This is a genomic window from Mesorhizobium sp. ORM8.1 (genome assembly GCF_053005525.2).
In genome coordinates this window covers 2,375,218-2,401,772 of record NZ_CM132600.1, presented here as the reverse complement: position 1 = coordinate 2,401,772, position 26,555 = coordinate 2,375,218, and the positions used below count along the sequence as shown (strand labels likewise).

Annotated in this window: 16 protein-coding genes, 5 pseudogenes and 1 riboswitch; of the genes and pseudogenes, 8 read left to right on the top strand and 13 right to left on the bottom strand. The window is 60.2% G+C overall.

All coding sequences use genetic code 11. From position 1 onward, the window contains the following. Positions 1-205: 205 nt before the first annotated feature. The 4 genes from ACVDG8_RS12290 to ACVDG8_RS12275 form a co-directional block, all read right to left on the bottom strand. A complete protein-coding gene (locus ACVDG8_RS12290) occupies positions 206-970 on the bottom strand; it encodes an HAD-IIA family hydrolase (protein WP_447254949.1) in 765 nt (254 codons plus the stop codon). Positions 971-1,454: 484 nt separating this feature from the next. Then, entirely contained in the window at positions 1,455-2,930 is a 1,476-nt protein-coding gene (locus ACVDG8_RS12285) for an NAD-dependent succinate-semialdehyde dehydrogenase (protein ID WP_447254948.1), read from the bottom strand. A gap of 950 nt (positions 2,931-3,880) precedes the next feature. Further along, positions 3,881-5,266: a M16 family metallopeptidase gene (locus tag ACVDG8_RS12280; protein WP_447254947.1), complete on the bottom strand. Its 1,386-nt coding sequence runs from the start codon at positions 5,264-5,266 to the stop codon at positions 3,881-3,883. Between the two features lie 4 nt (positions 5,267-5,270). Further along, on the bottom strand, positions 5,271-6,497 hold the full coding sequence (locus tag ACVDG8_RS12275) for a M16 family metallopeptidase (protein WP_455707714.1): 1,227 nt from the start codon (positions 6,495-6,497) through the stop codon (positions 5,271-5,273). Positions 6,498-7,351: 854 nt separating this feature from the next. Here ACVDG8_RS12275 and ACVDG8_RS12270 point away from each other — a divergent pair. After that, positions 7,352-7,564, top strand: coding sequence for a cold-shock protein (locus tag ACVDG8_RS12270; protein WP_008874821.1), 213 nt, complete (start codon positions 7,352-7,354; stop codon positions 7,562-7,564). 719 nt (positions 7,565-8,283) lie between these two features. Beyond that, positions 8,284-9,117, top strand: coding sequence for a prephenate dehydratase (locus tag ACVDG8_RS12265; protein WP_447254945.1), 834 nt, complete (start codon positions 8,284-8,286; stop codon positions 9,115-9,117). Positions 9,118-9,424: 307 nt separating this feature from the next. Here the strand turns inward: ACVDG8_RS12265 and hemN are convergent. Then, positions 9,425-10,797, bottom strand: a pseudogene (hemN, locus tag ACVDG8_RS12260) (oxygen-independent coproporphyrinogen III oxidase). Between the two features lie 198 nt (positions 10,798-10,995). Further along, positions 10,996-11,463, bottom strand: a complete 468-nt coding sequence (locus tag ACVDG8_RS12255; protein ID WP_447254944.1) for a MucR family transcriptional regulator — start codon at positions 11,461-11,463, stop codon at positions 10,996-10,998. 535 nt (positions 11,464-11,998) lie between these two features. Here ACVDG8_RS12255 and ACVDG8_RS12250 point away from each other — a divergent pair. Further along, positions 11,999-13,030: a cytochrome-c peroxidase gene (locus tag ACVDG8_RS12250; RefSeq protein WP_447254943.1), complete on the top strand. Its 1,032-nt coding sequence runs from the start codon at positions 11,999-12,001 to the stop codon at positions 13,028-13,030. A gap of 236 nt (positions 13,031-13,266) precedes the next feature. Here the strand turns inward: ACVDG8_RS12250 and tdh are convergent, their stop codons facing one another. From tdh to ACVDG8_RS12225, 5 genes and pseudogenes are all read right to left on the bottom strand, one after another. After that, on the bottom strand, positions 13,267-14,301 hold the full coding sequence (tdh, locus tag ACVDG8_RS12245) for an L-threonine 3-dehydrogenase (protein WP_447254942.1): 1,035 nt from the start codon (positions 14,299-14,301) through the stop codon (positions 13,267-13,269). Positions 14,302-14,960: 659 nt separating this feature from the next. Then, complete coding sequence (gene metE, locus ACVDG8_RS12240; protein WP_447257315.1) at positions 14,961-17,306, bottom strand: 5-methyltetrahydropteroyltriglutamate--homocysteine S-methyltransferase; 2,346 nt, start codon at positions 17,304-17,306, stop codon at positions 14,961-14,963. Between the two features lie 116 nt (positions 17,307-17,422). Then, a riboswitch (cobalamin riboswitch) is annotated at positions 17,423-17,622 on the bottom strand. A gap of 383 nt (positions 17,623-18,005) precedes the next feature. Then, complete coding sequence (locus ACVDG8_RS12235) at positions 18,006-18,998, bottom strand: adenosine kinase (RefSeq protein WP_455707713.1); 993 nt, start codon at positions 18,996-18,998, stop codon at positions 18,006-18,008. Between the two features lie 109 nt (positions 18,999-19,107). Continuing rightward, positions 19,108-20,284, bottom strand: a pseudogene (gene metK / locus ACVDG8_RS12230) (methionine adenosyltransferase). 54 nt (positions 20,285-20,338) lie between these two features. Continuing rightward, on the bottom strand, positions 20,339-21,676 hold the full coding sequence (locus ACVDG8_RS12225; RefSeq protein ID WP_447257314.1) for a serine hydroxymethyltransferase: 1,338 nt from the start codon (positions 21,674-21,676) through the stop codon (positions 20,339-20,341). Positions 21,677-21,769: 93 nt separating this feature from the next. Between ACVDG8_RS12225 and ACVDG8_RS12220 the strand changes: the two genes are divergently transcribed. From ACVDG8_RS12220 to ACVDG8_RS12210, 3 genes and pseudogenes are all read left to right on the top strand, one after another. Next, complete coding sequence (locus ACVDG8_RS12220; RefSeq protein WP_455707712.1) at positions 21,770-21,961, top strand: hypothetical protein; 192 nt, start codon at positions 21,770-21,772, stop codon at positions 21,959-21,961. A gap of 971 nt (positions 21,962-22,932) precedes the next feature. Continuing rightward, a pseudogene (locus tag ACVDG8_RS12215) lies at positions 22,933-23,551 on the top strand (type IV toxin-antitoxin system AbiEi family antitoxin domain-containing protein). Continuing rightward, a pseudogene (locus ACVDG8_RS12210) lies at positions 23,544-24,409 on the top strand (nucleotidyl transferase AbiEii/AbiGii toxin family protein). The pseudogenes ACVDG8_RS12215 and ACVDG8_RS12210 overlap by 8 nt, the downstream one beginning before the upstream one ends. A gap of 487 nt (positions 24,410-24,896) precedes the next feature. Here ACVDG8_RS12210 and ACVDG8_RS12205 read toward each other — a convergent pair. After that, positions 24,897-25,301, bottom strand: a complete 405-nt coding sequence (locus ACVDG8_RS12205) for an N-acetylmuramoyl-L-alanine amidase (protein WP_447254939.1) — start codon at positions 25,299-25,301, stop codon at positions 24,897-24,899. Between the two features lie 9 nt (positions 25,302-25,310). Between ACVDG8_RS12205 and ACVDG8_RS12200 the strand changes: the two are divergent. Together ACVDG8_RS12200 and ACVDG8_RS12195 are read left to right on the top strand one after the other, a co-directional pair. Beyond that, positions 25,311-25,798, top strand: a pseudogene (locus tag ACVDG8_RS12200) (chromosome partitioning protein ParB); the annotation flags it as partial. Positions 25,799-25,813: 15 nt separating this feature from the next. Beyond that, complete coding sequence (locus ACVDG8_RS12195) at positions 25,814-25,975, top strand: hypothetical protein (RefSeq protein ID WP_447254938.1); 162 nt, start codon at positions 25,814-25,816, stop codon at positions 25,973-25,975. Positions 25,976-26,168: 193 nt separating this feature from the next. On the opposite strand, the gene ACVDG8_RS12190 is transcribed toward ACVDG8_RS12195, so the two are convergent. Continuing rightward, entirely contained in the window at positions 26,169-26,459 is a 291-nt protein-coding gene (locus ACVDG8_RS12190) for an HU family DNA-binding protein (protein ID WP_447254937.1), read from the bottom strand. Positions 26,460-26,555 lie beyond the last annotated feature (96 nt).

Below are 26,555 nucleotides of genomic sequence, written 5' to 3'. Positions count from 1 at the left end.
GATGCGGCACGCTACGCAGCCCCCGAGCCTCTGTTCGCGGCAATGGCGTTCCGCCGGGCCTTGGGCTAGGTGCCCGTCGTTCGACCAATTTGTCGGCTTGTCACTTCTTTTGCGGCCAGCTCTCCTCCGGATTGCCCAGCTTGATGGCCCGGAACGGGGAGGGAGCACGTTGAGACTTGGTGTCGGGTCCCTTCGGCGTGTTGGTTCAGATGATCTGGCCCACATCGGCAAGGCAATCGACCACGTAGTCTGGTTTGAATGGAAACCGCTCTATGTCAGCCAGTTTGGTCACCCCAGTAAGCACAAGGGCTGTTTTCAGGCCCGATTCCAGCCCGGCGAGCACGTCGGTGTCCATGCGGTCACCGACCATGATGGTATCGACAGCTCGCACTCCCAATCGGTCGAGCGCGTTGCGCATCATGAACGGGTTAGGCTTCCCTACGAAATAGGGCTGACGGCCGGTGGCCTTCTCGATTAGTGCCGCGACTGCCCCGCACGCGGGATGGGAGCCCCGCTCGGTCGGGCCAGTCGCATCCGGATTGGTGGCCAGAAAGCGCGCGCCCTTCGCCACAAGCTCGGCGCCAATTGCGATCTGCTCATAGTGGTACGAAACGGTGTCCCCGAGGACCACGAATTCGGGGGCGAACTCCGTTATCCGGCAGCCTGTCTGCCGCAGGGCCTCGACCAGACCATGGTCGCCGATGACATAGGCAGATGATCCATGCTTTTGAAGTTCCATGAACCGCGCCGTGGCGAGCGCCGATGTGTAGATGTGCTCTGGATGCACGGCGAACCCAACTGCTCTAAGACGTTCGGCATGATCTTCGGGCGTGAAGCGGGAGTTATTGGTGAAGATCTGAAACGGCTCACCCCGGGCGACTAGCCCGGCGACATAGCCGACCGAGCCAGCAATCGGTTGGCCGCCGCGGACCAGGACCCCGTCCATGTCGAGCAGATGCGCTGTAATCATTCGATATCAACCCTCAATGTCTTTCGTGCATGCACGGCCTGGGCACGGCTTATGTCACTGTATCTTCTCCAGGCGAGAATGCCGGCGACTGTACCGATTGAGAGCGATGCGCGAAGGGCGCTCAGTTGGCCGTGCGGCAATAAGGAGGTTGCGGCGTAAACGAGTCGGTGGCACCGATCGCCGTGCGGACGCCCGCTCCGTGGGCTTGATGACATTCGCTCTCGTCAGCGCAGCTGATGGACAATCGCGCCTCTAGTTCCAGTAATCCACCAGCCTGGCGAGACGTGCCGCGCCTGGATAAGGAGAGCAATCTACCGTCCGCCATCGACCCATTTCCTCGCGTTGGGGGGTTAACCTAGCTGGGCATGTAGATGCCCGCAGGCCGGGGCACGGCAATGACCCGAAGCCATCCGCAACAAGGCATCCTAAGCGCCCGATCATCCCTTCGGTTGATTCTGCGCCCGAGATGACCATCCCGTAGAAATCAGATGCCGCCCATGCAGAGGTATTTCATTTCGAGGTAGTCTTCGAGCCCGTGGCGGGAACCCTCTCGCCCGATGCCGGACTGCTTGATGCCGCCAAAGGGCGCCGCTTCCGAAGACATACGGCCCGTGTTGATGCCAACCATGCCGTATTCCAATGCCTCGGCAACCCGCCAGACATGCTTCAGATTGGAGGCATAGAAATAGGCGGCAAGGCCGTAGATTGTGTCGTTGGCCTGACGCACTACCTGATCCGCATCGTGGAAGCGAATGATCGGGGCCAGCGGCCCGAAAGTCTCCTCTTGCGCAACCGCCATGCTGCTGGAAATTTCAGTGAGGACTGTCGGTTTGAAGAAGGTCCCATCCTTGCCAATACGTTCGCCCCCGCATCGAATTGTCCCACCCTTAGCAACGGCATCTGCGATGTGGGACTCTATCTTGGCCAAAGCATGCACGTCGATGAGCGGTCCGACGTCCACTGCCGGAGCGAAGCCGTCGCCGACCGACAAGGACCGGGCTTTCTCCACGAACTTTTCGACGAACTCATCGTGAATGCTCGATTGGACGTAAAGCCGGTTCGCTGAGACGCAAGTCTGGCCGGCGTTGCGGAACTTCGCCTGGATCGCGCCGTCCACCGCAGCGTCGATGTCGGCGTCGTCGAAAACGATGAAAGGCGCGTTGCCGCCGAGTTCGAGACTGACCTTCTTGATCTGGTCCGAGCACTGGCGCATGAGCAGCCGGCCAACCTCGGTCGAGCCTGTGAAGCTGATCTTTCGAACCTTGGGGTTAGAGCAAAGTTCGCGTCCGACGTCATCACCTTCAGATGCATAAACCAGGTTGAGGACGCCATGGGGAAAGCCGGCTTGGTGCGCGAGCGCGAACATTGCGCCTGCCACGAGCGGCGTCTGTTCAGCAGGCTTAAGCACGATCGCGCAGCCCGCCGCCAGCGCCGGCGAGATCTTTCGCGCCACCATCGACGCCGGGAAATTCCAAGGCGTAATCGTGCCGACCACACCGATGGGCTGCTTGATCACCAGCATGCGACGGTCTGTCGACGGCGCGGGGATCGTCTCGCCATAGATGCGATTGGCCTCTTCGGCGTACCATTGCAGATACGCGGCCGCGTGCGAAACCTCCGACTTTGCTTCGGTTATCGGCTTGCCCATCTCAGCAGTCAGTATCGCGGCAAGATCGTCGGTGTGATCAATGATAAGCTGATGCCATCGCCACAAAGCGTCACTGCGTTCTCGGGCGGTCAGCCCTGCCCATCCTGGCTGCGCTAGGTAGGCCTTGTGGATCGCAGCGCGCGTTTCTTCCACACCCATGTCGGGAAGCACCGCCAGCACTTCGCCGCTCGATGGATTGATGACTTCGAATGTGCGCTCGCTAACCGGCGTGCCAAGCCCTGGCAAGCGATCAATGGCGTCAAACAGGTCCGGGGATTTCAAGTGACGGATCATCGGCAGGCACAGGGGCAATACCGTATTCCTCTCAACCGCTGCGGATTTGTATGTCGATAGGGTGTCGGTGTGTACTGCGCAGCTGCCGCTTCTTAATAGGGCGTCGGCCACCCGGCTGGTAGACCATTGCACTCAGCTTGAAGCGAGAATTTTGAAATGTGCTGGTCGACGACTTGTGGTCTCACCAGGTGCAGCCTGAAAATTGGACGTCGGCTGCCCGCGCGGCTAGCACTGCGGATCACGATCAGAGTCCTCGGCCAAGCCCAAGGTGCTGACTTTGTGAAGATCACCGAACAAAAACTGGGGAGGGAGCATCCTGTCCAAAAAAGCTGCTTTGTACGCTTCTTGCAAGCTTCTCATCGGCAGCTTTTCAGCGCGTTTTGAGCTCGTGTGGACAGCGGCGATCGCACCTGAGTAAAGTCGCGACTCCGAACAGAAGTTGGCGCCATCACGCTTGTGCGAAGAGAGCCCAGCAGGCCATCGTCACATGACCTTGAACGCGAGAGTGAAGCGGCTGTAGTCGACAAGCACCCATAAAAGACCCAAACGAAACGAACTGCTATGGCTGTCGGAAACGCCGGCGGGCTCCGCCAACACCAACGGCAAGGTGCGCTTGGGCCAGAGCAGCTGACGATCCCCTGAAAACAGCACTCCTGATCGGGGCCGCGGAGATCGGGGCCGCGGAGTCTCGTGTCCAGCGTTCGGGGTGTATACTGGCACTTCCGCGGCTGCCCTCTGACCGATGTTGTCATTGCAGCCAGGGGACCTTCGCGGGCGTAAGCGCTGGCGCTCCTTGGACCACCTTATTTTCCTCTGAGGCGCTCCTCGATCTCCCGACCAGTTCCAAAGTGAACAGAGATCCGAACTTTCGTTTTACGGGAAAGTTGGATGCCCTTGCTCGCCAACTGCTGTTTACGCAGTTCGAAGACGATTAGCGCGGACCTCGGTAGAGAGCAGACTGCTGGTCGTCACGGGAAATCAGCCAGCCCCAGGCCAATGCCCATAATGGCGGGCTCGGCCGAAAGCAGCCTCTTCGCCGCCGCCCTGACTTGGTCGATAGTCACTTGTTCGATGAGGGCCTGGCGGCGCTGAATGAAGTCTATGCCGAGCTTATCAATTTGCAACGCGAGAAGCGTGGCTGAAATCGATCTGGAGGAACCCAGATTGTGGATAGCGTAGGCGCCGATCAGATGTTTCTTGCTCGCATCGAGCTCGGCCGCTGTTGGGCCCGTGTCCACCAACTCCTTGATCACCTGTCTTATCAGGCCGAGCGTCTCGGCCGCCCTGTCCGGGCGCGTCGAAGTGGTCACCACAAGCATGTTGGAATGTTGGTAGTTTTCCAAGCTAGAGGAGACACCGTAAGCAAGCCCACGCTTTTCGCGCACTTCCCGGAACAGCCGTGAGGTAAATGGCGAGCCACCCAGTATTTCGTTTATCAGCTGCGCGGCATAGAATTCAGGGTCGCTGCGCGCGATGCCGGGAAAGGCCAGCTGGAGCGAAGTCTGGGGCAGGGCGTATGCGACCAAAGTCAATCGGCCGAGCTTCGGGGTGACATCAGCTACCGGCGAAAGAACCTGATTGGCGGCCAAATCGCCAAACAACTCGTCGAGCCTTGCACGCAGGGACTTGGCATCTATGTCGCCCACGACCGCGACGTGCAGGCCGCCGCGGGCGAAAGCGGCCTTGTGGAAGGCACTTAGATCGGTGGGCGTTATGCGGGCGAGGCTTTCCTTAGTGCCCTCAGGCGGCCTCGAATACGGGTGTGTGCCGTAGATACTGCGCCGCCATTCATCCACCCCGATCGCGTGAGGTTCGCGCTCGTTGGCGATGATGCCGGAGACAAGCTGAGCGCGAACCAGGTCCAAGCGTTCCTGATCGAAGCGGGGCATGTTCAACGCGAGCCCGACGAGATCGAAAGCGGCGTCCCGACGCAGGGAAAGCATGCGCACCGAGCCATAGATGCCGTCAGGCCGCGCGCGGAAGCTCATCTCAGCGCCGGCATCACCGAGCCGCTCCTGAAAGGCGTCGCCGCCATAAGGGCCTGCACCCTCGTCGAACAAGCCAGTCATCAAATTGGCAAGCCCCTCCTCACCGGCCGGGTCCTGGCTGGTGCCGCCGTCAAACACGAACTGGAGCGTGATGATCGGCAGCGTATGATCTTCCACCAGCCAGGCGGTGATCCCCTTTTCCGATTTCACGTCCTGGATGTTCAGGGCAGCACGAGCGGTAAGCGCCGGCATGGTGAGGAACAACATAGCAAGGCAAAGCACAGCCAGGGAGGAGGCGAGGCGCTTCCGTTCTCCAAAAGGAGAGAGCAATACTTGTGAAATGGCGCGGCGGCGTGGGTTCGTCATCACATCAATTTTCCTTGGGCAGAAGATAGCCGGTGGTCGAATGGTCGGACACGAGGTAGCGGGCGGCAGCGGCCTTGACCTGATCGGCCGTGACCTTGCGGATGCGGTCCGGCCATTCCTCGACGTCTTGCACGTTGCCGCCTGTGGCAAGCGTGGCGCCATACATGTTTGCGAGGGAGCCCTGCTCGTCACGGGCGAAGATGAACGAGCGGATATAGCGGTTTTTCGTCTGCTCCAGTTCGTCGCTGGTGACGCCGTTCCTCGCGATACGCGCTATCTCGGCGTCGATGGTGGCCTCGACATCCGCAAGCTCGGCGTCGCCGCGCAGCCAGCCTCGGATGCTGAAGCTGCCAGCATCCAGCATGGTGCCCTCGAAATCTGCGTAGGCCGCCGCGGCTACGCCCCGCTTGACAACGAGTTGCTGGTAAAGCCGGCTGCTTTTGCCACCGGCGAGAATCTGTGCCAGTAGGTCGAGCGCCTCGGCTTCGCTGGGCTTGGCGGTGCGATAGGACGGCACCACCCAATATCTGGAGAAGATGGGGACCGAAACCCGGGCATCGCTTAGCGTCAATGTACGCCTGGTGTTCTGCACCGGCTCAGACGGGCGTTCGCGTGGCGGCAGATCTGGCCCACGCGGAACCGTGCCATAGGTCTTCTCGGCCAGCGCCTTCACGGCCTCGGGCTCGACGTCGCCTGCCACCACCAGCACGGCGTTGTTCGGCGCGTAATTGTCATAAAACGCCACGGCGTCATCGCGGTCCAGCTTTTCGATCTCGTGCATCCAGCCGATCACCGGAATCCGGTAGGGTTGGCTCTGCCACAGCGTCGTGACGACCTCCTCATCAAGAAGCGCCTGCGGACTGTTGTCGACCCTCGAGCGACGCTCGTCGCGGACCACGTCGCGCTCGGTTTTGATGACGTTGTCCGTGAGGGTGAGATTGCGCATGCGGTCAGCCTCGAAGCTCATCATCTGCTCCACTGCCGAGGGCGGCACTCTTTCGTAGAAGGCAGTAAAATCGTAATAGGTGAAGGCGTTGAGCGAGCCCCCGATCTCGGACACCGCGCGGTCCAACTCGCCGGGGCCGTGATTGGCCGTCCCTTTGAACATGAGATGCTCGAGAAAATGCGCGATGCCGGATTTGCCCGCAGGCTCGTCGGCGCTGCCGACCTTGTACCACACCATATGGGTGACGATGGGCGCGCGGTGGTCGGGTATGACGACCACCTCCATGCCGTTCTCGAGCAGGAAGTTCGCTGCCTTGATGGCATTGGCGGCCGCCGGGATTGGCGCGGTCGTCAGAAATGCCAGGGCGGTCGCAAAAGTGCCCTCCGCAGCCAGGCAGACGGTGGCTTCGGTTGTTGTGACCGGGCGATAGACAAGGTTGGCGGGGAAGTGAGTTGTCCCTCAATTTGAAAGTGCTGAGTCCCAGTCGCCCCCACTGGGAGAAGGTGGATCCGTGGGCAGCGCCGCTCCAGACGAGCGCTCAGAATGTCGCTAGGCCCGGCTCGCATGTCAGTTTTGAGTAGATCGGCGAAAGGTAGGGCTGCAGTTTTCTGTGTGGGGATCATGGGACGACTCTCCTGCGCATTTGCATGACCGCGCAGGAACCGTGCCGGATAAGAAAGCCGTTTCGGCGAGGCGTTATAATGGCCTCTGTGTTGCGTACCAGACATTGTCCGACGTCTGACACTGCCGGATGGGAGCGCTTGCCGTTTAAAGAGATGACTAGGTGAGATACCCTTAGGACAGCGGCGAACATGGTGGCGTTAGCGCGCGCCCGTAGTTCCTGGTCGTTAGGGTACTCTTGTTCACATCGGCCGATTGCAGGTCCCCTGAAAGGACTCCAAAGCAGCGATAGGCGCGGTTCTGGAATTGCAGAAGCCTCGCAGAACTTGTGGTTCCCATTCTGAGCTCAGCGCGAGAGACGCCTCCGCGACGGCGGTCAGGAGAGGGAGCTTGCGAGCCGATTTGCGATTTGACCGGGGGCTTTTGCTGTTTTCGCTTTTGCTGCCCCTGAAATCTCGGATATGAAGCGTCCCTGGCTTATAGTCAGCCTACATTGAATAGTTACAAAGGAACACGCTATGGCGACTGGAACGGTGAAGTGGTTCAACAGCACCAAGGGATTCGGTTTTATCCAGCCTGACAACGGGGGTCAGGACGTTTTCGTCCACATTTCCGCTGTGGAACGAGCGGGCCTTTCGACCCTCAATGAGGGCCAGAAGATCAACTACGAAGTCGAACAGGACCGCCGTACCGGCAAGTCTTCCGCAGGCAGTCTCAGCAAAGCTGGCTGACCTTTTTCTGCTTCTGCCCGGCAAGAGCCGGGCAGACGTGCCCATTGACCGGGCCATAGGAGCGGGCAAGAACACGGATGTCCCGACGAGGGCGGCGGATTGCGGGAAGCTGCTAATTTCTACTGAAACAATTCGCAAAAAGGCGGGCGGGTTCGAGCTTCTGATTTCTGTAGCACATGCATGTCTAGCCGCCGACGCAGCTCCGCGCATGGAACGAATTTCAAGCTGCGACTTCTGCGGATCCACTCGCTAACCGATGAATCCAGCTCGTGGTGCCTTCGCGTTCCGATCTGTTGGACCTGGTCATCTCCACGGGATAGCCGCCCACCGATGGTGATGATATTTCCTCCCATGAGGTGGACTGAAAGATCGGCATTTCACGGAAGGCGAGCCAGGTCCCCCAATGGCGCGTTGGCGCTTCCAAACTCAGGAGCAAAGAGACCTGGCAGGCTGAAAGTCGACTAGTGGCCGCCAGCAAGAAAACAGCAGGAGGCGCGAGTTGCACGGCACCGAATGTGGCAAGGAGGCCCAGATCTCCGAAACCAAAAAGGGTCGCAAGACCAAACGGCACAGGCAGCAAAGCCGTTGGCCAAACAGATAATGCCAGGGATGGCCACAGCCGAGCCTCGAATTTGCAACCGGAAATATTTCGGTCATTAACCCAGTGCGTGTGATTTCATGAAGAGGGTCTCACGCTTATCGATCGAGCTTGGCGGGAAATGAACGAGCAATTCAGCCAGCCTCCAGCGATCGACACCTCCGGGATCAACAGGGCAGGGTACATTGGCCCTGAGGGGACCTGGACCCATCAAGCTTCGCTTGACCTCTTTGGTGACCAAGTTGAACTCGTCCCGTTCAGCGACGGATTGTGCGAAGCCTATGAGAATGGCTGCGTCGACGTTGCATGCGTCCCAGCCACGACCTCTCTGGTTGGAACCACTCCCTACCTCGACCAAGTCCTGCGCTTGAGGTCCCCCAAGATCATAGCCGAGTACCCGAAAGTGCTGAGCTACAGCCTCATGGCCAGCAAGGTTGCGAATTTCTCGACCATCGCTAAGGTGGTGGGCCACCCGGTGGCCTTGCAGGAGGTGGCCGGCTGGCTCGACAAGAACATGGCCAATCTCGAGCGAGAGAGCCGTACGGGAGCGACATCTTTCGTCGCGAAGCAAAATTCTCCCTCGATAGCGGCAATTGGTCCTGCGCTTGGCGCCAAGCTGTACAATCTGCAAATATTGCGAACGGGAATTGAAGAAGGGCTGCATAATGTTACGCGGTGGTGGGTGCTCGGGCGCAGAACCCCTGCGCCGACAGGATCTGATCGGACGACACTTCACCTCCGAGTTTCAGAGCAAAATCTCAGCTCTGTCCTGAACAAGTTTTCGGAGGACGATTTAGCCGTTCTCAACGTCTATCAGCGTCCGACTTGCGAGCGGCTAGACACCCATCAGTATATCATCGATGTCGCTGGACACGTTTTGACACACCCGGCGCTGGCTGCGTTGGGGGAGATTGATGGCCTGAGAATTCTGGGGTCCTACCCACGTGGCTATTAGCTATGGCCAAGCTAGAATAGTGTTGATCAGGGTCTGCTGCATCGATCCTGATGGGATGTACGTGATGCCGCGGTATGGACGAGATCATCGCCCAGACTTCCGTTCCCGCCCATTTCATGGTCCGTACGGGGGTATTCATAGGCACAGATGTCGACCGGCCAGGCATCTCGCAAAACCAGTCACCGTTGTAAGACTGTGACGCTTATAGGAGTGCGCTTGGCCATTCGGGAAAGTCAAGCACTCAATCGCGAAGGGGCGCGGTGACCGGGCCCGCGGCCGCTTTACGAGCCGGCCGTTTGGAACGAGCTTATCGCTTCAGCCCCCTCACACTACTTGACTGTGGATATGGGATAGCCCGGTCGAGAAAAGCATCGAACGCGGCAGCAACAGCGCGAACCACGAAGCGATGCTCCTGCCGCACCCGGATGGAACCGGTTTTCGGTGTCCACTATCCCATCCTCGGCCAGCTTCGCCAGGCGTTCAGCAGCCGAATCGAGAAGGCGAGTTGGATCGAATCCATGGGCCGCACAGATTGCCGGCACATCGGCCTGCAAATCGCACATCAGCCGTTCTATGATCTCGGCTCGCACGCGGTCTTCGGCTGTCAGCCGGTAGCCTTTTGACGTTGCCAGACGGCCAGCCGCTATGTGCCGGCTGTAGGATTCACGTGTCACCTCGTTCTGGACGTACCCCTCGCCAACCCGCCCGATAGAGGACGCCCCGAAACCGATCAGGGTTTTGCAGGTGTCGGCCGAGTAACCCAGCGAATTACGCCGCAGCCGACCGCTAGTTTGCGCCAGCGTAAGTTCGTCGTCCGGCAAGGCGAAATGGTCGAGGCCGATCTCACGGTAGCCGGCCGAAACCAGCGTCTCTGCCACGGCAGCAGCCTGTTCGGCGCGGGCGCCACTGTCAGGCAAGGCGGTGTTCTCGATCAGGCGCTGATTCCTTATCAGCGATGGAATGTGCGCGTAGGCGAACACGGCAAGCCGGTTGGGACGCAGGGCGACAGTCGCCGCCGCAGTCTGGACGCAGGACTCTACCGTCTGGTTCGGGAGACCGAAAATGAGATCGACGTTGATGCCGCTTACTCCATGCCGGCGCAGTTCTTCGACGGCCGCGGCAGTCTGCGCCTCGCTCTGGACGCGGTTTATCGCCTTTTTGAACAATCGGATCAAAGCTCTGCACCCCGAGACTCGCGCGGCTCACATTGGCTGCTCCCATCGCTTCGGCGATCTCGGCCGTGAAGGTGCGCGGGTCAATTTCGACGGCGATCCTAGCTGGTTTTGTGAAGGCGAAGCAGCGGCGCAGGAGTTCGATCATTGCCAAGAACTCCGCTGCCCCGATCAGGGTCGGGGTTCCACCGCCGAAATGCACGTCATTTACGACAAGCCCATTCTGCACTTGCTGCGAGACCAAACGGATCTCGTCACGCAGAACGGCCATATAATTGACGATCGGCCCCTGATTGCGGGCAATCCTGGTCAGGAAGCCGCAATACCAGCAGATCGATCTGCAGAACGGAATGTGGAGATAGAGCGACACCGGATCGTCAGCCGGCAGACCTCTTAGCCATTCCTCATAGCTTTCGGCCCCGACGCTGGCGGTGAACTCCGGCGCCGTCGGATAGATGGTGTACCAAGGCAGGAGAGCCTCGCGATATTCTCGGATAGAGGTCTGCAACGGTTTCCGTCCCAAGCTGAAAAGTTGGTCCTTTTACCGCTGCGGTCTCCTGTGTCTCTGCGCTATGTCAATTCCATTCCGCTTCGCGGCGTGTCATCACGCCGAGTAAGGGAAAAGGCGGGATTTGATCCCGCCTTTCGATGTTTCGCTCGCATCATGCTGATCGAGCTGCCACCCCACGGGTCTGGATGGAGGAAGTCACGCTGGTACCTTCTTTCTAGACCGCTTCTCGGGCGCCGAGACTTCAGGCTCTTTCGGTTTGCGCCCAAGTCCCATTGTCTTGGCCAGGGCAGAGCGTGCGGCCGCGTAGTTCGGCGCGACCATGGGGTAATCCGCCGGCAAGCCCCATTTGGCGCGATATTGATCAGGAGTCAGCCCGAAATGGGTCGACAGATGCCGCTTTAGCGATTTGAACTTCTTGCCGTCCTCAAGGGAGATAATGTAGTCCGGCGTCACCGATTTTCTGATCGGGACGGCCGGCGTCAACGCCGTCGGCTCTTGTGCCGAAACGCGACCGGCCGCCGTGCGTTTCAAAGCTTCGTGCACTTGGCCGATCAGGGCAGACAGCTCCCCCACCGGAACGGGATTGTTGGAAACATAGGCTGAGACAACATCCGCGGTAAGGTCGATGAGGTTGTTGCCGTTTTCGAAGTCTTCTTCTGGCATGAAACTCTCCAGTGGATTGGTCTGCGGAGCGTGGCCTTCTAGTGGTGATTTCCGATGAACGCAACAAATCTCGCGACAGGATTGTTCGTTGCTCGTCCAACATCGAGGTCTATAGCGGCAGTTTCAGGCTGTCGCGACCCTGATCTCCTCGGAAATCGCCGTCCATAAGCGCCCGGTATCCGCCGTTCAGTCGCGATCTTGTCGGTTTGAGTTGCGAGAGGACAATGCAGAAAATTTGTAAGCACCATGAGCGGTGCACTTGATGGGGCAGACAACCCTGCGCGTATGAAACAGGTCGGCGTTGCGCCAGCATTGGGCGACAGGCAACAGAACCGGCCAAACCCTCAGCGAACAAACAGCGATTGCGCGCCCGCCACTGTTGGTATCGGCCGCCGGCGATAAATCGCAGTCACTGTTCCGCCGCTCGATTGGCTTGGTCGACAGGCACCATTCCCTTGATCCACTGATCTAGCGCAGGGCGTTCGCAGGCCGCATGTGGACAATGGTTTCCGTGCACATCGTAAGGACTCCATCTATGAAAATTCTATTGCCTGCGGTGGCTGTTGCGCTTGTGGCTGCCACAGCTTTTGCTGAGCAGTCCCTTCCGCCAGACCTCAGAGAAACGGCACTGGCCATCTTCAAGCCTTTGCCATCCATACCGGCAATCACCAACAACCCGAGCACGCCAGAGAGGATTGCCCTCGGCAAGGCGCTGTACTTCGATACACGCCTCTCGTCCTCAGGCGTTTTCTCCTGCAACTCGTGCCACAACCTGGCCACCGGCGGTGACGACAATCGTGAAACGTCGATTGGCCATGGTTGGCAGAAGGGGCAGCGCAACGCGCCGACGGTGTTTAACTCCGTTTTCAACAAATCGCAGTTTTGGGACGGTCGCGCCGAAGACCTGAAAGCTCAGGCCAAAGGGCCGATACAGGCCGGTGCCGAGATGGCCAACACATCGCACCAAGTGGTCGAGACGCTCAAATCGATGCCGCAATATGTGGAGTGGTTCCAGTCAGCTTTCCCGGGGGAGGCCGAACCCATCACCCTCGACAACGCAGCCAATGCACTCGCAGATTTCGAGACGACACTGGTCACGCCGGCCCCCTTCGACGCCTACCTCAATGGCGATGACACCGCCATCGATCTCAAAGCGAAACAGGGCCTGGCCCTTTTTATGGAAAAGGGCTGCTCGTCCTGCCATTCCGGTGTTAATATCGGTGGAGACGGCTATTATCCATTCGGCGTGGTTGAGAAGCCTGGCGCCGACATTCTGCCGGAGAACGACAAGGGACGATTTGTCGTCACCAATGTACCGGAGGATTCCTATGTTTTCCGCGTGCCATCGCTGCGCAACGTAGCAATCACCGCGCCATACTTTCATTCGGGCAAGGTCTGGGACCTGAGCGAGGCGGTCGCCATCATGGCCACCACCCAGCTTGGCCAAGAGCTAGCGCAAATCGAAATCGATCGGATCGTTGCCTACCTTCATTCGGTGACCGGAAAGCCACCGGAGATCACATATCCCATCTTACCAACTGAAACGCGCACAACGCCTCGACCTTGATCCTAGGCATTGGTAAAACAGGCGATCGCGTCGAGGCCAGTGACATTCCTTGACCGATCTGGCGAATTGCCACAGGCGCCGCCGTCCGATTGGGCCGTGATAAGTCGCGGCACGATTGAGCGTCGCACGTGGGTGGCAGGCCATTGCTTGTACCAGCCATGCTCCCGCACGGAGATCTCCGGCAGGCCAGCATGCTGCCCCGTCAGCACCTTAGTGAGGTTACGCCGACAGTCGCCCTACCAATCCATTACCACCTTGCCCGAGCTGCCGCTGCGCATCGCGTCGAAGCCTAGTTGAAAATCGTCGATGCCGATGCGGTGCGTGATCAGTCCGCTCACATCGAGCGGGCCTTGGACCAGGGCGATCATCTTGTACCAGGTCTCGAACATCTCGCGGCCGTAGATGCCCTTGAGATGCAGCATCTTGAAGATGACCTTGTTCCAGTCGATCTCGAAGCCGGTCGGCGCAATCCCGAGAATGGCGATCTTGCCGCCATTGTTCATGGTGTCGATCATGTCGCGGAAGGCGGGGGCGGCGCCCGACATTTCGAGGCCGACGTCAAAACCCTCGGTCATGCCGAGCACCGGCATGACGTCGCGCAGCTTTTCCTTCGACGCATCGACGACATGCTGGACGCCGAGCTTCTTGGCCAGCGCCAGCCGCACCGGATTGATGTCGGTGATCACCACTTTTCGCGCACCGACGCATTGCGCTACCAGCGCGCCCATGATGCCGATCGGCCCGGCGCCGGTGACCAGCACATCTTCACCGACGAGGTCGAAAGACAAAGCGGTGTGGACGGCATTGCCCAGGGGATCGAAGATCGCGGCGACCTCATCGGGCACATCGTCGGGGATGGGCACCACATTGTGCTGCGGGATCGCCAGATACTCGCCGAAGGCGCCTGGACGGTTGACGCCGACGCCGAGCGTGTTGCGGCACAGATGGCCCCTGCCCGCACGGCAATTGCGGCAATGGCCGCAGACGATGTGGCCTTCGCCCGACACCCGCTGGCCGACTTTGTATTCGGTGACCGCCGCGCCGAAATCGGCAATGGTGCCGACGAACTCATGGCCGGTGACCATCGGCACCGGCACGGTCTTCTGCGCCCACTGGTCCCAATTGTAGATGTGCACGTCAGTGCCGCAGATCGCGGTCTTCCTGATCTTGATCAGCACATCGTTAGGGCCGATCTCCGGCACCGGCACTTCTTCCATCCAGATGCCCGGCTCGGCCTTGGCCTTCACCAGTGCCTTCATCATGTTCGACATCAGATGCTCCTTACACCTTGGTTTGATTCCACTCCTCGCCTCTCCTCCGGTAGCTCGCACAACGGAAAGGCGGCTGGGAGAGCACAGCTGAGATCTTTGGACCGATCGTGATGTTGGCGGCTGGTGTCGAAGCAACACTCTACCGCGAGTCGTGCGCGTGAAAACCCAGTTCGAACCCCAGCGGAAGCGAAGCAAGCGCCACGCCAGATGCAGCGAAGTTTCAACTCATGGGACGAATAAAGGGTCGCAGCTTCGGCTCGGGGCCATGGCTATGTTGTCGATTGTCAGCAACATGCCACGCAGTCAATCGACACGATGCTCTCGATGGTCGATCTCACCGCGATATCTCAATAGTGCGGACGCACAGGCGGCATCCGCAAACGTGTGCCCCTCGGTGAAGGGTCTGTTGACCGCTGGCTGTGTCAGAACCAGAAGCTCATGGACGAAGCCGCCTTGTCGACCTCGTGATCTAGATCATCCGTCCTCTGACCAGAAGCGGCTTCCCAGATCCTGCCCTGCGGGCTCAGTCGTCCAGCGGGGCCTTCGGCTAGACGACGAGGGCGGGGCCCCACTCGTGCCTACCGACTTGCGCGCGACTTTTCGATGGCGTCCTTTCTGCCTCAAATTATCCGCGAAGCCAGCTGGTCACATGTTTGCCGTCACAGGGACCCAGCGGCCTGCGTCTGGACATTCTCCCGCAGCGCGCGTGCTGCAGCGACCATGTTGATGAGGGCAGGGCGGACCTCCTCCCATTTCCTTGTTTTGAGACCACAGTCTGGATTGACCCATAGTTGGCTGTCCGACAGTCGCTCGCGGGCAAGTTGGGCAAGGTGCAAAATCTCGCCGATTTCCGGGACACTTGGTGAGTGAATATCGTAGACCCCGGGGCCGATTTCGTTCGGATATTTGGACTTGGTGAAGGCGTCTAGCAGTTCCATTTTGGAGCGCGACGTCTCGATCGAAATTACGTCCGCGTCCAGTTCAGCGATGGAATCGATGATCTCATTGAACTCCGAATAGCACATGTGCGTGTGAAGTTGGGTCGCGTCCTCTACACCCGTCGAAGCGATCCGGAAGCATTCGACAGCCCAGCCGAGATAATGTTTCCAATCCGACTTCCGCAGGGGCAAGCCTTCGCGAAAGGCGGCCTCATCGATCTGGATCACCCTTGCGCCAGCTCTTTCCAGGTCGGCCACTTCATCGCGGATGGCGAGCGCGATCTGGCAGCAGGCCTCGGCGCGGGGTACGTCGTCGCGAACAAAAGACCAGTTGAGGATCGTCACTGGGCCGGTGAGCATGCCCTTCACCGGCTTTTTCGTCAGCGACTGGGCAAATTGCCACCAGGAAACCGTCATCGGATTGGGCCGTGATACGTCGCCGAAGATGATGGGAGGGCGCACAAGCCGGGAGCCGTAACTTTGCACCCAGCCATGCTGGGTGAAGGCGAGGCCGGACAGCTGCTCCCCGAAATGCTGCACCATGTCGTTTCGTTCGAACTCGCCGTGCACCAGCACGTCCAACCCGATCTCCTCCTGCCAACGGACCGCCGCCTCCGTCTCCTTCTTCAGGAAGGCCTGGTAGTCGATATAGCTCAGTCGGCCCTTGGCATGTGCGGAGCGCGCCCTGCGCACCTCGGGCGTCTGCGGGAAGGACCCGATGGTCGTCGTGGGGAACGGCGGCAGCCCGAGCGTGTCAGCCTGGACTCTCGAGCGCTTGGCAAATGCGCTCTTTCGTTGCTTCATGGCGCCGTCAATGCTGCTTACGCGCCCGTGGACGAGCGGATCATGGACCTTTCCCGACATTGCGCGCGCAGCGGCCGCCTCTTCAGAAGCCTTCAGCGCGCCCGCTACGGCCTCTCTGCCTTCGGACAAGGCTTGGGCCAGTACGAGCAGCTCTTCGGTCTTCTGGGCGGCGAATGCCAGCCACGAACCGACGTCCACGTCGAGCGCGGTCTCCATCCGAAGGTCGATCGGCACATGAAGCATCGAGCACGAAGGCGCAATCTCGACGCGGTCCAGCGGCCAGCCGGCAACGATCGGCTTGATGCGGTCGAGAATGGCAGTCAGGTTCGCGCGCCAGACATTGCGGCCGTCGATCAAGCCAAGTGAGAGCACCAGATCCTTCGGTGCGAGCCGACCAACCGTATCCAACTGCTCGGGAGCGCGCACGAGGTCGAGATGTAGGCCCGCCAGGCGCAGTGAAAGCGCGGTATCGAGATTGTCTCCCAGCGGCCCGAAATAGGTGGCCAGCATAATTTTCAACTCGGGCGCGGCTTTCGACAGCTGCCCGTAGGTGAATTCGAAGGCAGCTCGTTCGTTCGGGTTAAGGTCGAGCACAAGCGCCGGCTCATCAATCTGCACCCAGTCGGCCCCCGAGAGCTCCAGCCTGCGCAGGAGTTGCTCGTAGACGGGCAGCAGCCGCGGTAGGAGCGCTATGGGATTGAAACCGTGGTCGGGAGACTTCGCCAGGTTGAGGAAGGTGACCGGTCCAAGGATAACCGGGCGTGTATGGATGCCGAGCCCTTTTGCCTCCAGAAAGTGATCGACTGGTTTCGTCGACGAGAGGGCGAATGTTTGATCCTCGCCCAGCTCCGGCACGATGTAGTGGTAGTTCGTGTCGAACCATTTGGTCATTTCCATCGCGGTTACGCGCTGCCCCTGAACCGCACGCTCGTGACTGGCGTGTCCGCAACCCGCGGCATCGCCTTGCGTCCCGCGCGCCATCGCGAAGTAGATGTCGAGCGGGACCTCGCCGCCCGTCCAGCCGTAACGAGCTGGCACGGCGCCGAGCATTGCTGCGGTGTCGAGCACATGGTCATACAGTGAGAAATCGTTCGACGGGATTTTCGACACGCCGCGGTCGTGCTGCTCGCTCCAACTGGCTGCACGGAGCGCCTTTGCCGTCGCCAGAAGGTTGTCAGCAGACGATTTTCCGGACCAGTAGCTTTCAAGCGCGAATTTCAGTTCTCGCCGGCGACCGATACGCGGCACGCCAAGCGTTGCTATGGGAACTTGTTGGGAGACATTCATTCCATACCCCGATGGTTGGGGGCGGGGACAAGGGAGGCGCTAGCAGGCCGGCATCAACGCCGAGCTACCGCGGCCACCAGACACCCCGCCCATGGACGTTGTTCACCGTGGCAGGTCTCCTGGCTCGCGGGTCACAGCCTCTGCCCCGTCTTCCCGGGGCAGTTCGCCCCAGTGACATTGTTGGGTTGGCTCGCCGCTTACAGTTGCGGGGGCAGCGCCGGCATTGCACCGGCTTCCCTCTTAGCTCCGCTACGGCAACGCCTTGCGGAGAACCACGACATGCAGACAATCGCAGCAGGTCGCTCTGCTGTCAATGTCGCATAAAGAAATGTTTATGTGTTTATGTGAAATCGTCGTTTACGGCGTGTTCTCAAGTCGCAGGTCGCGGTAGAGCTGAGCCATTTGCGCCGTGCGCCGGTGGTGCCTCGCTGCTCGGGCAATCTGCCGGTCACACGATCCCGGCTTAAACGAGTTTCGCCAAAACTGGGCGTGCTGGCCAGCATGATCGGCCGGCAGTACCGGCCCGAGGTGCGACAACGTTCCTGAGCCTGCAAAATTGAAATTTGGAGAAAACCGCCATCCTTCACGGACGGGCACGCGACATTTCGATTTAGACGCGCTTGTCTTAACAGCCCTGCAGCAAGTGCGGTGGGCAGCACCTTGTCGAAATGCCGCCTACAACAACCCGGCTTGCTCGGCCTCGCGGCGCAGATTCTGTCTTGGCCTCGGGCCGATCTGCTGGATCACCAGTCCGGCCGCCAGCGAGCCAAGGTCACCGCAGGTCTTGAGGTCGCGACCTTGCGTGTAGCCATGCAGGAAGCCGGCGGCGTAGAGATCGCCGGCGCCGGTCGTGTCGACCAGCTCCTTGATGGCGGTAGCCTGGATGACCACGGTCTCGTCGCCGCGCACGATGACCGAGCCTTTTTCAGACCGCGTGACGGCGGCGATCTTGCAGTCCTTGCAGATCTGCGCCAGCGCCTCGTCGAAGGACGATGTCTGGTAGAGCGACTTGATCTCGTGGCTGTTGGCAAAGACGATGTCGACCGTCCCCGAGCGCATCAGGTCGAGGAATTCGCCCCGGTAGCGGTCGACGCAGAACGAATCCGACAGCGTCATCGACACTTCGCGGCCTGCCGCGTGCGCCAGTTTCGCCGTCTGCCGGATCGCTTCCTTGGCTCGCGGCGGATCCCAGAGATAACCTTCGAAATAGGTGACCCTGGCGCCCGACGCCTTGTCGGCCTCGACGTCCTCCGGGCCGAGCTCGACGCAGGCGCCGAGATAGGTGTTCATCGAGCGCTCGCCGTCGGGTGTGACGAAGATCATCGAGCGGGCCGTCGGCGGCTCGCACTTGAGCGGTTTGGTGTCGAAGGCGACGCCCTGGGCATGGATGTCGTGCGCATAGATCTCGCCCAGCGCATCGTTGGAGACCTTGCCGAAGAAGGCGGCGCGGCCGCCGAAGGAGGCAACGCCGGCCGCCGTGTTGCCGGCGCTGCCGCCGGAGGCCTCGATCGCCGGGCCCATGCGGCTGTAGAGCAGTTCGGCGCGTTGTGTGTGGATGAGGTTCATCGCGCCCTTGATGATGCCGTTGGTCTCGAGGAATGCCTCGTCGCACTGGGCGATGATGTCGACAATGGCATTGCCGATGCAAAGCACGTCATATTTCGACATCAGTGTCTCCGCCAAAAACCCGAGCCGGCTTCTTGCCATGCAGGCCCGGGGTGTTTCTTCCGAGTGTGGAATGGGTCGTCCTATGCCGAAAGCATCCAATACCGACGCATCAAGCAGCTGCCGGTCCTGCCTCACGCGACAGGTCGTCAGCTCTGTCCGTCTTTTCCCAGGTGAACTCCGGCTCTTCGCGGCCGAAATGTCCGTATGTCGCGGTCTTGCGATAAATCGGCCGCAGGAGATCCAGCGTCTTGATGATGCCTTTCGGCCGGAGATCGAAAAGCTCAAGGACCGCGCGTTCGATCTTTTTTTCATCAATCTTTGCGGTTCCGAATGTATTGACGAGGACTGAGACCGGTGCGGCCACACCGATCGCATAAGCAAGCTGAACCTCGCAGACCTCCGCGAGTCCGCTGGCAACGACGTTCTTTGCGACGTACCGCGCCGCATAGGCGGCCGACCGATCAACCTTGGACGGGTCCTTGCCCGAAAAGGCACCACCGCCGTGACGCCCCATGCCGCCGTAGGAATCGACGATGATCTTGCGGCCGGTGAGCCCACAATCGCCGCGCGGCCCACCGACCACGAACCGGCCTGTTGGATTGACCAGGAACCTTATCCCCGTCGTATCCAAGTCGTGGGGCAAGACCGGCCTTATGATCTCCTCAATGACGCCTTCGCGGACCGTGGCTTGTGAGACCTCCTCGTCATGCTGCGTCGACAGGACTATGGTATCAATCGCTACCGGGCGCAAACCCTCATACCGGACGGACACCTGAGATTTAACGTCTGGGCGAAGCCACCCAAGGCGTCCGGCTTGGCGCACCTCCGCCTGTCTTTTTGTCAAATCGTGAGCAAGTTGGATTGGCAAAGGCATTAATGTTTCGGTCTCATTGCACGCGTACCCGAACATGTGTCCCTGATCCCCAGCTCCCTGCTCGAGATCCTGCCCTCGTCCCTCGTCGACGCCCTGGCTGATGTCGGGCGACTGCTCGGTCAAAGCCAAGATCACGGCGCAACGCCGGCCCGTCAAAGCCGACCGCATCGTCGTCATATCCAATGTCCAGAATGATATCGCGGGCAACTTGGCTGTAGTCGATCTGCGCGTGGCTGGTGATCTCGCCAGCCAAAACGACCATCCCTGACTTAACCAAGGCTTCACAAGCAACGCGAGCCTTAGGATCCTCACGAAGGATCGCGTCGAGGACGCCATCTGAGATATTGTCGGCCATCTTGTCGGGATGTCCTGCGCCGACGGATTCGGAAGAGAACACGAATTGTCTGGTCATGGAATGTCCTCGCTTCAAACGTTGGAATTAGATGTGACAGTTGATCCGGCCGTCTTACCTGTCGGAGATGCCAGGCACGTCGAACGCAGCGCAGAAGTCGGCAACGTCTCTGCGCACGCGGGCATGGACGTCCGAATCCTCGGGCCGGCTGCAAACCAGGTCGATGAAAGCGGCAATCTGCACCATTTCCGGCTCGCGCATGCCGACAGACGTCACTGCTGGCGTGCCTAACCGAATGCCGCTGGCAAGCGCGGGATGGCGCCGGTCGCCCGGCACCATGTTGAAATTCGTGATGATACCTGCTTGCGACAAGCGCTCGGCATAGGCTTTCCCGGACAGCGGCCGGTCCCGTAGATCAAGGATCAGCATGTGATTGTCAGTGCCCCCCGTGACGAGTTCATAACCTCGCTCCAGAAGCGCCTGGGCCAGAGCCTTGGCGTTGTTGACGATCTGCTGACCGTACACACGGAAGGACGGATTCCCTGCTTCGTGCAGAGCGACAGCCAGCGCGGCGATCGTATTCATGTGCGGTCCGCCCTGCAGGAGAGGGAACACGGCACGGTCTATGCGTTTGGCCAGATTGTGTTTGCTCTTGGAATGATAGAGCGCCTGATAGCGGTCTTCGTTCCTTGACAAGATGAAGCCACCCCGGGGGCCGCGGATCGATTTGTGGGAGGTGCTGGTGACCACATCGCAATGGCCAACGGGATTCGGATGCACTCCTGCGACAACGAGGCCGCTGATGTGGGCAATGTCGGCCACCAGGTAGGCGTTCACCTCCGAAGCAATTTCGGCCATTGCCGCGTAGTCAAAGATCCGCGGATAGGCAGTTCCGCCGACCCAAATGAGCTTCGGTCGTTCCCGCTTGGCCGTCTCACGCAAGCGGTCATGGTCAATCTGGTGCGTCTTTTCGTGCAGCCCGTACGGAACTCGCTGATAGTCAGTGCCGGAGAAGTTGACGGCCCAACCGTGAGTCAGATGCCCGCCCTCGGGGAGGGTCAAGCCCATCATCTTGTCTCCCGGACACAACAGCGCTCGACAGACAGCCTGATTGGCCGGGGAGCCGGAATAGGGCTGCACGTTGGCGTGTTCACAGCCGAATAGTGCCTTCAATCGATCGATGGCGAGGTTCTCAACCTCATCGACGATCTCGTTTCCGGCGTAATAGCGTGCGCCAGGATATCCCTCGGCATACTTGTTGGTGAAAATAGACCCGGTCGCTTCCAGCACCGCGGAGGACGCGAAGTTCTCGGAGGCGATAAGTTTGAGGGTCGTCCGCTCCTGGCGCTCCTGTCTTAAAAGCAGCTCGTGAACGCGAGAATCTGCGACAGCCAGGTGAGGCCACTCGCAAGTGCCAAGCTCCGCGATCCCTCCGCCAGTCGAATTGTTCATATCAGCTTCGCGCTCCATTGGGACTAAGTTTCAGGACAAGCAGTCGGCCACCTTGGACCGCGCCCCCTGTATCGCCTCCAGGCGCTGTAGGTCTTGTCTGTGATGGCCATCGCCGTGGGGCAGGAGATCAACCAACAATTGAACCAAGCCGCCGTCCGAGCCTCCTGCTTCGAGGTGGTACGAAGGCCAGGGGCGCTGTTCGTTGCCGAGAAGAAAGCCGGCTCTGGCGAGCTGGCGGACATGTGCGACCACGTGCTCGCGAGACAGACTCAGAACTTCTGCTAGCTCGCAGACGGTTAGGTCCGCATGCGCACAAAGTCCTAGGATTCGAAGTCGATCAAGATGAGCCGCAGCCTTTAGGCGCATGACCAGTGTCATCATCGGTCGGCACTCGTTGTATTGACTTCGTCCATTTGGCGTCCTCCCACTCCTTCAGAGGCAATCTTGCCGTCCCGACGAGGTCAATACGCTCGACCGCATAGATCGTTTGCGATACATCTCCTCGACCAAGGCAAATGCTCCTGCCGGCTCTGCTGTGGTCGGGCCACGGCGCCACGATCTCGACCCGGCTCAAATGATTGGCTCAACGTACATATTCTCAGCGGTTTAGAGTGCTAAAAGTCCGCGATTTTCTTTGAAGGATCTGTTGCGACACGTGCACACCGGCTAGGACGCGCCCCAGCACAACGGCGGCTGCGCGGTAAGCCGGCTTGCGAAGATGCGGCGATGTTTCGCGACGGTGCTGGACCAATTCGTGCGGGAAGTCGATTTCGACGAATCGACCTATAGCTGGTATCGAAGGGTGCGACGCCGCCAAGCCGCGTGCTGTTGACGACGATGCGCGAGATCGAGCGGAATCGGCCCGACGCTCGCTTCACTCGACGATTTTCTGGCACTGGACGCACCGGACTATCTCATCGGCGACCCCGAGGTGGAGCAGGCGCACTCTGTGCCGGGATCCGAGGCCGATGGTGCCTACGACGAGGAAGAAGAGGATCGGCCGAGGCCTTCATGCGCTGGTCGCGCGCGATGGGCAGGGACGCTCAGCATCGACGGAGATGAAGCTCCGATTTCTATCCCGATGGACCACCTCCCAAGGAAAGCGATATCCTGCTCGAAGTCGCCGCCGTCCACGGCGAGCTCAAAGCATGGCTGCGGCGCAAGGCTCACTGCGGCTGACGATTGGCTTCCATTGATTCTCAACAAGTGATACAAATCCTCGGACTGTAACCCATTAGTGCCGAGATTTCGTATCAATGCCCGAGCCCGCTCCCCAGCGCCAAATCGCCCACGCACTTCTGACAGTGCGCGGAATCTCGCGTCTCGCGGAGCTGCGCAAAGCCGGCGTAACAGCGGCCACGATGAGCCGCATGGAACGGGATGGGGAGGTGCTCCGGCTCGCACGCGGTCTCTACCAGCTCTCCAATGCGCCGCTCGACGCCAATCATAGCCTAGCCGAGGCTGCCAAGCGCATACCCAAAGGCGTTGTCTGCCTTGTGTCAGCCTTGGCATTCCATCAGCTGACCGATCAGCTTCCGAGACAGGTATGGCTGGCCATCGGCCCAGAAAGACTGGGCTCCCAAACCCGACGGCACACCCATTCGCATCGTGCGTTTTACCGAAAGTCTGCTCAACGACAGCGTCGAAACTCATGTTGTCGAGGGCGTGACCGTAAAGGTCTTTGGGATTGTCAAAACGATCGCGGACTGTTTCCGATATCGCAACAAGATCGGCCTGTCGGTGGCGATCGAGGGCCTCCAGGAAGCGCTTCGCCAGCGCAAGGCCACGCCCGGCGAAATTGCCAGGCAGGCCGAGCCTGGCGGTGTCGCCACGGTCATCCGGCCGTATATCGAAGCGCTGACTGCCAATGGCTAAAGAGATCAAGAACATCGGCGCCTCGGTGCGCGCACGTCTGCTGCAACTCGCCAAGATAAGTGGCCAGAGCTTCGACCTGATTCTGACCCGCTTCGCCCTCGAGCGGTTGCTTTTCCGGCTTAGCCAGTCACCCCACACCGACCGCTTCGTGCTGAAGGCGCGATGCTGATGATGAGCTGGTTCGATGATCCGCACCGCGGCACCCGCGACCTTGACCTGCTGGGTTTTGGCGATCCGAGCGCGGAGCCGATGCTGGCGACGTTTCGGGAGGTCCTGGCGCAGGACGCTGGCGATGGCGTCGACTTCGACGCTGACGCACTCCGGGTCGACCGCATTCGCGAGGAGCTGCAGTATGGTGGGCTCAGGCTGCGGACGACGGCCTCGATCAGCGGCGCCCGGGTCAGCGTGACGATCGACATCGGCTTTGGCGATGCGCTGGAGCCTGGCGCCGAAGAGCTGGACTATCCTTCCATGTTCGACTTCCCATGCCCCGGCTGCGGGCTTATGCGCGGGAAACCGTCATTGCCGAGAAATTTCAGGCGATGGTGGCTCTGGGGCGGGCGAATAGCAGGATGAAGGACTTCTACGACATCTGGATTCTCAGCCGGTCCTTCCTTCGACGACGACAGGTTGCCACGAGCGATCGCCGCCACCTTCGCGCGGCGCGGAACGGCGATACCTCAAGACCTGCCCGATGCGCTGACGCCGGCCTTTGCCGAGGATGCGCAAAAGCAGCTACAGTGGCGCGCGTTTGTTGGAGAAGTCGCTCACGATCCGGGTGATCTTGGGAACGTCATTAGAGATGTAGCTGCATTCCTCATGCCCCAGGCAGCCTCAGCAGCGAGCTTGGGCCAATGAGCAGCTTGATATCCACTGTCGGGTTGTGGGGAGCGGACGAGGCGGTCGCGCTGAGAGATATGCCCCATCAGCATCCGATCGAGCCTCACTTCTCTGCTCGAGAGCGTGTATCGAGTCTAACGTTCAGGCCAGTCTCCGCACCCGCGGCTTCGACGGTGGGGCCGCCGGCAGTCCTCGTCACGTTGAACGCGCGGCGATGGTTTACCAGGGCTTCATATTCCGCGTACTCACCGTGTCTCATCGCCGCCCCTTTTTCGTCGAAGACTATTCCATTCGCGCACGGTCGGCCATTCCGGCCGGCCGTGACCCACAGGCTTGTCGACGGCGCCGAATGCAAGTGCGGGACGGATTGTCTTGGGAGGTCAAAATCCGTCCCGCGCCGGCCCCCGGCCGAATTGAGATTTAACGTCCAGGCCGATCGATCACCTGGTACAGCAGGTCTTGGCATCGGTCGGCGCGAGTTTGCCCATCGGGGTCACGCCGGCAATCATCGACGACACGGATTCGGTGCCCGGAGGCGAGACGACCAGCTGGCGAAAACGGTTCCAGTCGAAGTTTGTGCCCGGATCGGTCCGGCGGCCGGATCGAGCGCGGCATGAGAAACGATGGTCTTGAGGTTCGGGTACTTCGCCCAGCAATAGCGGACAATTCTCGCCGTCACTTCGACCTGCCAGCTTGAGAACGGATCCGCCACCTGGGTGTTGACGACTTCAATGCCAAGGCTCCAGTGGTTGACGCGCAAGGCGCCGCCATTGACCCGCGGGTGGCTCTTGTCGTTTCTCACATGCCAGGCCGCCCGCGCCTCCGGCGCACACGCCCAGACAATATTTCCGTGCTGGCTTTCGTTCTCGTCGGGAACCAGCCAGTGGAAGCTGGCCGTGCCGGCCTGCATCGCCGACCTTATCAGGGTGCGGAGGCCCACTTCCTCGAAATCCGTCCTACCAGCGTCTATCTCGCCGGTCACGCGGACGGCATCGAGGACACGGCGGCAGGCAAAGCACTGGCGGAGTGGGCTGCGGACTTGAATAGCGATGTGGCTGACCTGTGGGGCTTCCTCGCCTCACTCGACTATGCCAGCGTCTAGGCGTTGCTCGCGCATTGCGCCTCGCTCACCGTTAATGCCGTAAAGCAGCCTTGGGAGCGCAAGCCCCACGCCCACGCGACAGCGGACAGGCTGGCAACAGCGGTCAACCTCGACATGACCCCGCATTGGAGGCCGACCGCTCGGACCTATCTCGGGGCGTCACCAAGGCACATATTCTCGACGCTGTGCGCGAAGCTGCCAGCGAAGAGGCGGCAGACAAGCTGGCCGACCTGAAAAAGCAGCCAATGGCGGAAGCCGCCGAGCAGTTGCTCGCCGGAACTGGATGGCTACCTGCGGTCTTGCGGATCTAGGAACGTGCGGTGTTCGCTGAGCGGCAAGACGAGGAAGGTGCGGACGCCAGATCGGCGGACGTTGCTAAACCGGAGCGGGAAGCCCCCGACCCGGACACGACGAACGCTGCGCTCGCCGACAGCAGCGCCATGGCCGAAGGGGGCGAACCCTTCAACATCGCCGCCGAGTAAGCGCGACGGCCGGAGCCGCCGCGCGGTTCCGGCCAGCCTTCTGTTGGAGAATTTCCCGGCCGCGCTATTGGCGCGGCCGGGGACCTCGACCTAAGAACAGCAGCAATGAGAAGCTGATGATCTTGGCATGAGACACCATCGGCCCAACACGACGCCGCGTTACCATCAGACGAGATGTATCGTCACTAAATGATCAGCCGTTCACCGAGTCTTTGAGAGCCTTTGCCGGCTGGAAGACGATCTTTTTCGAAGCGGCGATCTTGATCGTGGCGCCAGTCGACGGATTGCGGCCATCACGTGCTGGTTTGTTCTGTACCTTGAACTTGCCGAAGCCATTGAGGCTGATTTCCTCACCCTTGGCAGCGGCTTCCGCTATGCCCTTCAACACATCCTCGACCACGGATTTCGCTTGGTTTTTCGACAGGCCGTGCGCGTCTGCAAGGCGCTCGGCAATATCGATCGTGTTTACAGCCATCGTTTCCATCCCTGAGTTGGTTCAACGATTGGCCTTATGGCACAGGCAATTCCACACTGTCATCGCGTCAATGAACGGAATCCGGTGCAAACCAACGTTCGAACC